This is a genomic window from Pseudomonas sp. R-28-1W-6 (genome assembly GCF_009799925.1).
In the GTDB taxonomy this organism is placed as follows: Bacteria; Pseudomonadota; Gammaproteobacteria; order Pseudomonadales; family Pseudomonadaceae; genus Aquipseudomonas.
Genome location: NZ_WELK01000005.1, coordinates 117724 through 128901, shown reverse-complemented (window position 1 = coordinate 128901; position 11178 = coordinate 117724). Strand labels below are relative to the sequence as shown.

The 11178-nt window shown below is 66.5% G+C and carries 8 protein-coding genes; 4 read left to right on the top strand and 4 right to left on the bottom strand.

Features of this window, described 5'->3' with window-relative positions; translation table 11 throughout:
* Nucleotides 1-2: 2 nt before the first annotated feature.
* Together F3I62_RS12430 and F3I62_RS12425 are read right to left on the bottom strand one after the other, a co-directional pair.
* Nucleotides 3-737 carry an ABC transporter permease gene (locus F3I62_RS12430; RefSeq protein WP_160489949.1) on the bottom strand — a complete coding sequence of 245 codons (735 nt, stop codon included), beginning with the start codon at nucleotides 735-737 and terminating at the stop codon, nucleotides 3-5.
* Nucleotides 734-1657 (bottom strand): ABC transporter ATP-binding protein, encoded by a 924-nt coding sequence (locus F3I62_RS12425; protein ID WP_160489948.1) that lies wholly within the window; start codon nucleotides 1655-1657, stop codon nucleotides 734-736. Before F3I62_RS12425 ends, F3I62_RS12430 begins: the two co-directional genes overlap by 4 nt.
* A 236-nt stretch (nucleotides 1658-1893) precedes the next feature.
* Here F3I62_RS12425 and plsB point away from each other — a divergent pair, with 236 nt between their 5' ends.
* The 3 genes from plsB (at nucleotide 1894) to F3I62_RS12410 (ending at nucleotide 6175) form a co-directional block, all read left to right on the top strand.
* Nucleotides 1894-4380, top strand: coding sequence for a glycerol-3-phosphate 1-O-acyltransferase PlsB (gene plsB / locus F3I62_RS12420; RefSeq protein ID WP_160489947.1), 2487 nt, complete (start codon nucleotides 1894-1896; stop codon nucleotides 4378-4380).
* 83 nt (nucleotides 4381-4463) lie between these two features.
* Nucleotides 4464-5426, top strand: coding sequence for a class I SAM-dependent methyltransferase (locus F3I62_RS12415; RefSeq protein ID WP_160489946.1), 963 nt, complete (start codon nucleotides 4464-4466; stop codon nucleotides 5424-5426).
* 71 nt (nucleotides 5427-5497) lie between these two features.
* Nucleotides 5498-6175 carry a DUF4197 domain-containing protein gene (locus F3I62_RS12410; protein WP_160489945.1) on the top strand — a complete coding sequence of 226 codons (678 nt, stop codon included), beginning with the start codon at nucleotides 5498-5500 and terminating at the stop codon, nucleotides 6173-6175.
* A 61-nt stretch (nucleotides 6176-6236) separates the two neighbouring features.
* Here F3I62_RS12410 and F3I62_RS12405 read toward each other — a convergent pair whose 3' ends face one another.
* Together F3I62_RS12405 and F3I62_RS12400 are read right to left on the bottom strand one after the other, a co-directional pair.
* The gene (locus F3I62_RS12405; protein WP_160489944.1) at nucleotides 6237-9308 is read right to left on the bottom strand and encodes an efflux RND transporter permease subunit; all 3072 of its coding nucleotides are present in this window, start codon (nucleotides 9306-9308) and stop codon (nucleotides 6237-6239) included.
* 4 nt (nucleotides 9309-9312) lie between these two features.
* Complete coding sequence (locus tag F3I62_RS12400; RefSeq protein ID WP_160489943.1) at nucleotides 9313-10416, bottom strand: efflux RND transporter periplasmic adaptor subunit; 1104 nt, start codon at nucleotides 10414-10416, stop codon at nucleotides 9313-9315.
* A gap of 94 nt (nucleotides 10417-10510) precedes the next feature.
* Between F3I62_RS12400 and F3I62_RS12395 the strand changes: the two genes are divergently transcribed.
* Nucleotides 10511-11152 carry a TetR/AcrR family transcriptional regulator gene (locus tag F3I62_RS12395; protein WP_160489942.1) on the top strand — a complete coding sequence of 214 codons (642 nt, stop codon included), beginning with the start codon at nucleotides 10511-10513 and terminating at the stop codon, nucleotides 11150-11152.
* The last annotated feature ends 26 nt before the right edge of the window (nucleotides 11153-11178 follow it).

Here is an 11178-nt window from a genome sequence, read left to right as displayed (position 1 = left end):
CTTCAGTCAGCCTTCTTCAGATCGACCACGATGGCGGTGGCGGCAAGCCAGGCGGCCATCAGGGTGATGAAATAGAGCAGGTCGCGCAGGTCGATCACGCCCTTGCTGATCGCGTCGAAGCGGGTCAGGAAGCTCAGCGAGGCCACCGCATCCAGCAGCCACTGCGGCGCCCAGCCGGTGAAGGCATCCAGCACCATGGGGAAACCGCTGACGATGAACAGGAAGCAGGCGCTGACGGCGAGGATGAAGGCGATCACCTGGTTCTTCGCCAGGGCCGACATGCACGAGCCGATGGCCAGGTAGGAGCCGGCCAGCAGCCAGCTGCCCAGGTAGGCGGTGACGATCGCGCCGTTGTCCGGTTCACCCAGGTAGTTGACCGTGAGCACCATCGGGAAGGTCAGCAGCAGGGCGATGCCGGCGAACACCCAGGCGGCGAGGAACTTGCCGGTGACCGCGTCGAAGCGGGTGATCGGCAGGGTCATCAGCAGCTCTATGGAGCCGGACTTGCGCTCCTCGGCCCACAGGCGCATGGCCAAAGCCGGCACCAGGAACAGGTAGAGCCAGGGGTGGAAGCCGAAGAAGGCCTTGAGGTCGGCCTGACCGCCCTCATAGAAACCGCCCAGGTAGAAGGTGAAGACCCCCGACAGGACCAGGAAGATCAGGATGAACACATAGGCCAGCGGGGTGGCGAAGTAGCTGGCCAGCTCGCGTTTGAATACCACCGGTAGCTGCTTCATGCCGCTTCTCCCCGGGTCAGGCTGCGGAATACTTCATCGAGGCGGCCGCGCTCCACGTCCAGCTCCTCCACGTGCCAGCCACGCTGGTGAATCAGCGCATTGACCTGCGGGAAGATCACCTGGCCCGGCTGGGCCAGCACGGTGAGGCTGTGCTCGCTGCGATTCTCCTCGACCCCGGCCACGCCCGGCAGGGCGGCCAGCGCGGCCTGGTCCAACTCGCCGCGGCTGACCAGGGTGACGGCCTGGTGGTAGCGCGAGCGGCTTTCCAGCTCCAGCGGCGTGCCGTCGGCAACCAGCTTGCCGGAGGCGATCACCACGGCGCGGGTGCACACGGCGCTGACTTCTTCGAGGATATGGGTGGAGATGATGACGATCTTGTCGTGGGCCAGGCTCTGGATCAGCCCGCGCACCTGGTGCTTCTGGTTCGGGTCGAGGCCGTCGGTGGGCTCGTCGAGGATCAGCACCTTGGGGTCATGCAGGATCGCCTGGGCCAGGCCGACGCGGCGCTTGAAACCCTTGGACAGGGTGTCGATGGACTGGCCGAGGACCTTGTCCAGCTCCACCTGGTCGACCGCACGGCTGACCCGCTGCTTCTTCTCGGCGCCACGGAAACCGCGGACCTCGGCGATGAATTCGAGGAAGCCACGCACCGTCATGTCGCCGTAGCACGGCGCGCCTTCCGGCAGGTAGCCGATCTGCTGCTGGGCCTTGAGGGTCTGGCGCTGGATGTCGCAGCCGAGAATGCTCGCCGTGCCGGAAGTCGGCGCGAGGAAGCCGGTCAACATCTTCATGGTGGTGGATTTGCCGGCCCCGTTGGGACCGAGAAAGCCCAGCACTTCCCCCTGCTGGACAGTGAACGACAGGCCGTCGACGGCCGTGTGTCCCGCAAAACGCTTGGTCAGGTTTCTTATTTCGATCATGGCCTCTCACCATCGCGATAAAGGCCCGCCGCGCCACGCCGCGCGTGAAACGGGCCCGATAAATGCCGGCCGGACTATAAGGAGTCGGTCGTCGGCAATGCAAGACCGCATTGTTCGCGAAAAGTTGCCGGTTTTTTCCCGCCTGCCGGCGCCATATCGGTTTTGCCGCGGGGCGGGTGATGCGGCAAACTAGCGCCCCCGAGCAAATGCTCGCTTGATTGCCCCGCAGAGTCCGTATGACCCGCTCGCCCTTCCGCCGTCTCGTTTTTGGTGCCCTACGCCGTGTGCTGTACCTCTGGGTGCGCTCGGAAACCATCAACCAGTCCGCCTTCACTCTCAAGCTCGACCGCAGCAAGCCGGTGTTCTACGTGCTGCAGCAGCCTTCGGCGAGCGACCTGGCAGTGGTCGACACGGAATGCAGCAAGGCCGGCCTGCCACGCCCGGTGCTGCCGGTAGCGATCGGCGAGCAGATCGAACCCGCCGCGTTCTTCTACCTGACCCCCGAGCCGGGCTGGTTCGGCGGGCATGACAAGCGCGGCGCGCCGCCGGCGCTGGTACGCACCCTGGCCGCCCTCGAACGCAACGCGGTAGAAGACGCGCAAATCATCCCGGTCAGCGTGTTCTGGGGCCAGTCGCCGGACCGCGAGACCAGCCCGTGGAAACTGCTGTTCGCCGACAGCTGGGCGGTCACCGGGCGCCTGCGCAAGCTGGTGAGCATCCTGATCCTCGGCCGCAAGACCCGCGTGCAGTTCTCCGCGCCGATCCACCTGCGCGAGCTGCTGGCCCAGGACAAGGGCCTGCAGCGCACCCAGCGCATGGCCCAGCGCATCCTGCGCGTGCACTTCCGCAATCAGAAGGCGGCGGTGATCGGCCCCGACGTGTCGCACCGGCGCAACCTGGTCAAGGGCCTGATCCACGGCCCGCAGGTACGCCAGGCGATCCTCGACGAAGTCGAGCGCGAGAAGATCAGCCTGGACAAGGCCGAGGCCCAGGCCCTGCGCTACGGCAACGAGATCGCCTCGGACTACACCTACACCGCCATCCGCTTCCTCGAACTAGTACTCAGCTGGTTCTGGAACAAGCTGTACGAAGGCATCCAGGTCAACCATATCGACGCCGTGCGTGAAGTGGCCCACGGCCACGAGGTGATCTATGTGCCCTGCCACCGCAGCCACATCGACTACCTGCTGTTGTCCTACCTGCTGTTCAGGAATGGGTTAACGCCGCCGCATATCGCCGCCGGGATCAACCTCAATATGCCGGTGATCGGCGGCCTGCTGCGCCGCGGCGGCGCCTTCTTCATGCGCCGCACCTTCAAGGGCAACCCGCTGTACACCGCGGTGTTCAACGAATACCTGCACACCCTGTTCAGCCGCGGCTTCCCGGTGGAGTACTTCGTCGAAGGCGGCCGCTCGCGCACCGGGCGCATGCTGCAGCCGAAGACCGGCATGCTGGCCATCACCCTGCGCAGCTTCCTGCGCTCCAGCCGCCTGCCGGTGGTGTTCGTGCCGGTGTATATCGGCTACGAGCGCGTGCTGGAAGGCCGCACCTACCTGGGCGAGCTGCGCGGCGCGGCGAAGAAGAAGGAGTCGATTTTCGACATCTTCAAGGTCATCAGCGCCATCCGCAAACAGCGCTTCGGCAGCGTCTGGGTCAACTTCGGCGAGCCGATCAAGCTGGCCGAGTTCCTCGATGCGGAGCAGCCGGACTGGCGCAGCCAGGACCATGGCCCGCAGTTTCGCCCGGACTGGCTGAACAGCACCACCAACCGCCTCGGCGAGCGCGTGGCGCAGCACCTCAACGAGGCTGCGGCGGTCAATCCGGTCAACCTGGTCGGCCTGGCCCTGCTCTCGACAGCCAAGCTGGCGCTGGACGAGAAGAGCCTGGTGCGGGTGCTCGATCTGTACCTGGCCCTGCTGCGCCAGGTGCCCTACTCGCCCCACGCGACCCTGCCGGAAGGCGACGGCGCCGCGCTGATCCGCTACGTGCAGAGCATGGACCTGCTGGCCGAGCAGAAGGACGCGCTGGGCAAGATCCTCTACCTGGACGAGCAGAATGCTGTCCTGATGACCTACTACCGCAACAACGTACTGCACATCTTCGCCCTGCCGGCGCTGCTGGCGAGCTTCTTCCAGAGCAGCTCGCGGATGAGCCGCGAGCAGATCCTGCGCTACACCACGGCGCTGTATCCGTACCTGCAGTCCGAGCTGTTCATCCGCTGGTCGCGCGAGGAGCTGGAAGGCGTGGTCGACCAGTGGCTGGCGGCCTTCGTCGAACAGGGCCTGCTGCGTCAGGAAGACGATGTGTACATCCGCCCGGCACCGAGCTCGCGTCAGTTCGTCCTGCTCACCCTGCTGGCCCGCGCCATCGTGCAGACCCTGCAGCGCTTCTACATGGCCACCGCCCTGCTGAGCAACGCCGGGCAGAACGTGCTGTCGGCCGAGGAGCTGGAGAACCTCTGCGTGGTCATGGCCCAGCGCCTGTCGATCCTGCATGGCCTGAATGCCCCGGAGTTCTTCGACAAGAGCCTGTTCCGCCACTTCATCCAGACCCTGCTCGACGAGGGCGTGCTGCGCCAGGACAGCGCCGGCAAGCTCAGCCACCACCCGCAACTGGCCGAACTGGCCGAGGGCGCGGCCAAGCGCGTGCTGCCGGCGGAGATCCGCCTGTCGATCCGCCAGGTCGCGCTGGAACGCGGCGAGGATGCCGAGGACGCAGCCTGATCCGCCAGCGCCTGCAGAGACAAGGGCCGCCGATGCGGCCCTTGTCGCTTTCACAGCCCCTTAGCCACCGGTAACGCTCAGCCATGACCCCAGCAGCCCTCGCCACCCTGCACCAGCACCTGCTCTCGGCCTTGAGCCCGCCGCCCGACGAAGTGCGGCGCCTGTTCCACGGCCGCGGCCGCTGCTGGCCGGGGCTCGAACACCTGACCCTCGACTGGCTGCAGGGCGTGCTGCTGGTGGCGCTGTTTCGCCAGCCCGAGGCGGAGGAGCTGAACGCCCTGGAGGCCATGCTGCTGGCGCTGACCGCCTCCCCCGCCTGGCAACAGTGCGGGGCGCACAGCCTGCTGTTGCAGCACCGCTACCGCCAGGACAACGGCGCGCAATGGCTGCTGGGCGAGCCGCTGGAGGGCTGCGTGGTGGTCGAGAACGGCCTGCGCTTCCAGCTGGACCTGGGCCGCTTCCAGAACACCGGACTGTTCCTCGACATGCGCCATGGCCGGCGCTGGGTCCAGGAACAGGCGGCGGGCAAGCGCGTGCTCAACCTCTTCGCCTACACCTGCGGCTTCTCCGTCGCCGCCATCGCCGGCGGCGCCGAGCAGGTGGTCAACCTGGACATGGCCAAGGCAGCCCTCAGCCGCGGCCGGGACAATCACCGGCTGAACCGGCACGACCTCAGCCGCGTCAGCTTCCTCGGCCACGAGCTGTTCAAGTCCTGGAGCAAGGTGAAGAAGTACGCACCCTACGACCTGATCATCATCGACCCGCCCTCGTTCCAGAAGGGCAGCTTCGTTCTGACCAAGGACTACCAGAAGATCCTGCGCCGCCTGCCGGACCTGCTCGGCGCCAGTGGCAGCGTACTGGCCTGCTTCAACGACCCGAGCATCGGCCCCGACTTCCTGATCGACGGCATGGCCAGCGCGGCACCGGACCTGCGCTTCGCCGAACGCCTGGACAACCCGCCGGAGTTCGCCGACATCAGCGCCGACAGCGCCCTGAAGGCCCTGGTGTTCACCCGCCAGCCGCCTGCCGAGGCCGCCGCCCCCTGAGCCAAGCGGTTTGGCGTCACTGCCCCAGTCCGCTAAGCTCGCCCGATTCCCACCGCCATAAGGAAATCCCCATGCTCCGCCTCACCGCCCTGGCCGCCGGCCTGCTGTTGTCCGCCAATGCCTTCGCCCTGTCCCTCGCCGACCTCAGCCAGACCGACGCCAGCAGCGGGCTCAAGGATGCCCTGACCCAGGGCGCGCAGGCCGCCGTGCAGCAACTGGGCAAGCCCGGCGGCTTCAGCGACAACGAGGAAGTGCGCATCGAACTGCCGGGCAAGCTCGGCAAGGCGGCCAAGACCATGAAGATGATGGGCATGGGCGAGCAGGTCGACCAGCTCGAAGCCAGCATGAACCAGGCCGCCGAGGCGGCCGTGCCGCAGGCCCAGGCGCTGCTGGTGGATGCGGTGAAGAAGATGACGGTGACCGATGCCAAGAGCATCCTCGCCGGGCCGAACGATGCCGCCACCCAGTACCTGAACAAGACCAGCCGCGAGCAGATCCGCGCCAAGTTCCTGCCCATCGTCAAGCAGGCCACCGACCAGGTCGGCCTGGTCAAGCAGTACAACAGCTTCGCCGGCCAGGCCGCCGCCTTCGGCGTGGTCGATGCGAAGAGCGCCAACGTCGAGAACTACGTCACCGAGCAGGCGCTGGACGGCCTGTTCAAGATGATCGCCGAACAGGAAGCGAGCATCCGCGAGAACCCGGCCGAAGCGGCGACCAGCCTGGCCAAGAAGGTGTTCGGCGCGCTCTGATCGCTTGAGCCCCGACAAAAAAGCCCCGCACTCTGGCGGGGCTTTTTCTTGCCTGTCTGGCTTACGCCTCGACTTCCTTGACCTTGAACCAGGCCGCGTACAACGCCGGCAGGAACAGCAGGGTCAGCGCCGTGGCGACGATCAGGCCGCCCATGATGGCCACCGCCATAGGCCCGAAGAACACGCTGCGCGACAGCGGGATCATCGCCAGCACCGCCGCCAGGGCGGTCAGCACGATGGGGCGGAAGCGCCGCACCGTGGCCTCGATGATGGCGTGCCAGCGGTCCTGGCCGGCGGCGATATCCTGCTCGATCTGGTCGATGAGGATCACCGAGTTGCGCATGATCATCCCCGACAGGGCGATGGTGCCGAGCATGGCGACGAAGCCGAACGGCTGCTGGAACACCAGCAGGAACAGGGTCACGCCGATCAGCCCCAGCGGCGCGGTGAGGAACACCATAACCGAGCGCGAGATGCTCTTCAGCTGCAGCACCAGCAGGGTCATCACCACCAGGATGAACAGCGGCACCCCGGCGTTCACCGACTTCTGCCCGCGCGCCGAGTCCTCGACCGTGCCGCCGACCTCCAGCAGGTAGCCGCTGGGCAGCGCATCGCGGATCGGCTGCAGGGTCGGCAGGATCTGCTTGACCAGCCCGGCCGGCTGCTCGCCGCCGTAGATGTCGCCCAGCACGGTGACGGTCGGCAGGCGGTCGCGGTGCCAGATCACGCCTTCCTCGAAGCCGTATTCCAGGGTGGCGATCTGCGACAGCGCCACGCTCTTGCCGTTGCTGATCGGCACCGCCAGGCTCGGCAGCAGCTCCAGCTGCTGGCGCTCGCGCACGGTGCCGCGCAGGAGGATCTCGATCAGCTCGTTGCCCTCGCGGAACTGACTGACGCTGGAACCGGACAGCGAACTCTGCAGGAAGCGCGAGACATCGGCGGTGCTCACCCCCAGGGCGCGGGCGCGCTCCTGGTCGATGTTCAGGTAGACCACCTTGCTCGGTTCTTCCCAGTTCAAATGCACGTTGGACACATGGCTGTTCTCGCGCACCTTGTCGGCCACCTGGCGGGCAATCGCGCGGACCTCGTCGATATGCTCGCCGGAGACGCGGAACTGGATCGGGTAGCCCACCGGCGGGCCGTTCTCCAGGCGCGAGACGCGGGTGCGCAAGGTCGGGAACTCGTCGTTGAGCACATCGATCAGCCAGACACGCAGCGCCTCGCGGTCCTCGATCGACTTGGCCAGCACCACCACCTGGGCGAAACGGGTCGCCGGCAGCTGCTGGTCCAGCGGCAGGTAGAAGCGCGGCGAACCGGTGCCGACATAGGCCACGTAGTTCTCGATACCGTCGTGCTCCTTGAGGCGTGCCTCCAGGCGCTTGACCTGCTCCTCGGTGGCCTTGAGCGACGAGCCCTCGGTGAGCTTGAGGTCGATCATCAGTTCCAGGCGTCCGGATGCCGGGAAGAACTGCTGCGGCACGAAGCGGAACAACACCACCGAGGCGACGAACAGGCCGACGGTGACCAGGATCACCGTGCGCCGGCGGCGCACGCACCACTCCACCACTTCGCGCACCGTCTGGTAGAAGGTGGTCGAGTACGGATCATGGCCGCCGACGCTGCCGCCATGCTTCTTCGCATGCAGCTTGGCCAGGTCCGGCAGCAGGCGGTCGCCCAGGTACGGCACGAACACCACGGCGGCGACCCAGGACACCAGCAGGGCGATGGTCACCACCTGGAAGATCGAACGGGTGTACTCCCCAGTGCCCGATTGCGCGGTGGCGATCGGCAGGAAGCCGGCGGCGGTGATCAGGGTGCCGGTAAGCATCGGGAAGGCCGTGCTGGTCCAGGCGAAGCTGGCCGCCTTGAGCCGGTCGTAGCCCTGCTCCATCTTGATCGCCATCATCTCCACGGCAATGATCGCGTCGTCCACCATCAGGCCGAGCGCCAGCACCAGGGCGCCGAGGGAAATCTTGTGCAGGCCGATGCCGAAGTAGTGCATCAGGGCAAAGGTCATCGCCAGCACCAGCGGGATCGAAAACGCCACCACCAGGCCGGTGCGCAGGCCGAGGGAGAAGAAGCTCACCAGCAGCACGATGATCAGCGCCTCGACCAGCACCTGGATGAACTCGCCGACCCCGGTCTTCACCGCCGCAGGCTGGTCGGAGACCTTGCGCAGCTCCATGCCGACCGGCAGGGTCTGCTGCAGGCGGGCGAACTCCTGCTCCAGCGCTTCGCCGAGCACCAGGATGTCGCCACCGGCCTTCATCGACACGGCCAGGCCGATCGCGTCCTGATCCATGAAGCGCATGCGCGGCGCGGGCGGGTCATTGAAGCCGCGGTGCACCTCGGCCACGTCGCCGATGCGGAAGGTGCGGTCGCCGACGCGAATGGGGAAGTCGCGGATCTCGTCGACCGTCTCGAAGCTGCCGGACACGCGCAACTGCACGCGGTCGGTGGTGGCCTCGAAGAAACCCGAGGAAGCCACTGCGTTCTGCTCCTCCAGCGCCTGCTGCACCACCGCCAGCGGCAGGCCTAGGGTGGCCAGCTTGACGTTGGACAGCTCGATCCAGATCTTCTCGTCCTGCAGGCCGATCAGCTCGACCTTGCCCACGTCCTTGACCCGCTGCAGCTGCAGTTGCAGGCGGTCGGCGTAGTCCTTGAGCACGGCGTAGTCGAAGCCTTCGCCGGTCAGGGCGTAGATGTTGCCGAAGGTGGTGCCGAATTCGTCGTTGAAGAACGGCCCGCGGACGTCCGGCGGCAGGGTGTGGCGGATGTCGCCGACCTTCTTGCGGATCTGGTACCAGAGATCGGGAATGTTCTTCGACAGGATGTTGTCGCGGGCCATGAAGGTGACCACCGACTCGCCGGGACGCGAGTAGGACATGACCAGCTGGTAGTCGCCGGTTTCCATGACCTTGCGTTCGATGCGCTCGGTGACCTGGCGCGAGATCTGCTCGGCGGTGGCGCCCGGCCAGTCGGTGCGGATGACCATGGCCTTGAAGGTGAAGGGCGGGTCCTCGCTCTGCCCCAGCTTGGTGTAGGAGATGGCGCCGACCACGGCGATCACCAGCATGAAGTAGAGGACCACCGCGCGGTTGCGCAACGCCCATTCGGAGAGGTTGAAGGACATGCGCTTACTCCCCGGCGACGAGCTGGACGGTGCGATTGTCGCGGTCCACCGGCTTGACCTTCTGCCCGTCACGCAGCATCTGCACACCGGCGGCGACTACCCAGTCGCCCTCCTTCAGCCCTTCGAGCACCGACACGCGTTCCTGGCCGTAGCGGCCGATGCGCACGGAGGTGCGTACCACCTTGGACTCCTTGGGATCGACCACCCAGACGAAGGGCACGTCCTTCTCCGCGCTGAGCGCCGACATCGGCACCGACAGCGGCACCTCGCCCTCGGCCTTGATCGCCACGCGGGCGCTCTGCCCCAGTTCGGCTTTCATCGCGCCACCGGCAAAGGCCACCCGCGCGGCGAAGGTGCGCGACTGCGCGTCGGCGGCCGGCGACAGCTCGCGGATGCGTCCGGGGAAACGCTTGCCCGGCTGCGACCACAGTTCGACGCTGACGTCCTGGCCGATGCGGAAGCGCTCGAAGGCATGCTCCGGCACGCTGATCAGCACTTCGCGCTCGCCATCGGTGGCCAGGGTGAACACCGTCTGCCCGGCGGCCACCACCTGCCCGACCTCCGCCAGGCGCCGCGCCACCACGCCATCCTGGGAGGCACGCAGCACCGAGTAGCCGGCCTGGTTGTTGGCCACGTTGAACTCGGCCTGGATCTGTTTGACCCGCGCCTCGCCGGCGCGGTACTGATTTTCCACGTTGTCGTACTGCGACTGGCTGATCAGCTGGCGGGCCAGCAGGGTCTTGTAGCGATCACGCTCGGTGCGTACCAGCTTGAGGTTGGCCTCGGCCGCAGCCACCTGGGCGCGAGCGGCCTCCAGCTGCAGCTTGACGTCCTCGGGGTCCAGCTCGGCCAGCGGCTGGTCCTTCTTCACCCGCGCGCCAGCATCCACCAGGCGCTTGCTGATCTTGCCGCCGATGCGAAAGGCCAGCTCCGGTTCGAAGCGCGCGCGCACCTCGCCCGGGTAGGTCTCCACGGCATCGCCGGCCGGCAGTGGCTGCACCACCATGGCCGGGCGCGCCGGCGCCTCGACAGGCTCGCCGTTGCCGCAGGCAACCAGCAGGGGGATCAGGCACACGGGCACAGCGAGGGACAAGGCATGGCGGAACATGGAGAGTGACCTTTCGCAAAGAAACGCTTGGAATACTTATACTGAGCGGTATAGTAAAAATAGCAAACTCACCAGTCCAGTATTAAAACGCGAAATGTCCGACAAACTGTTGCAGTCATCCAGCGGCCCGGGACGGCCCAAGGACCCGGCCAAACGTCTGGCCATACTCGAAGCCGCCAAGCGCCTGTTCATGCGCCACGGCTACGATGGCAGCAGCATGGATGCGATCGCCGCCGAGGCGCGGGTTTCCAAACTCACGGTGTACAGCCACTTCACAGACAAGGAGACGCTGTTCGCCTGCGCGGTGGAATCGAAATGCGAGGAGCAGTTGCCGCAGCTGTTCTTCGCCCTGCAGCCGGATACCCCCATCGAGGCGGCCCTGCTGGCCATCGGCCGCGGCTTTAACACCCTGATCAACAGCCAGGAAGCCGTGGCCATGCTGCGCCTGATGATCGCCCAGTCCACGCAGAACCAGCGCCTCTCGGAGCTGTTCTACAACGCCGGGCCGCAGCGCATGCTGGACGCCATGCAGCATCTGCTGGAACAGGCCAATGCCCTCCAGCTGCTGCGCGTGGACAATCCGCAGCATGCCGCCGAGCATTTCTTCAGCCTGGTCAAGGGCGGCTGCAACTTCCGCCAGCTGATCGGCTGTGGCACCACCTTTGCCGACGAGGCGGCGGCCGAGCAGCACGTGCGCGAGATCGTCAGCCTGTTCCTGCGCGCCTACCGGCCCTGAGCGCGCGCAGTACAGGCTTCTGCCCC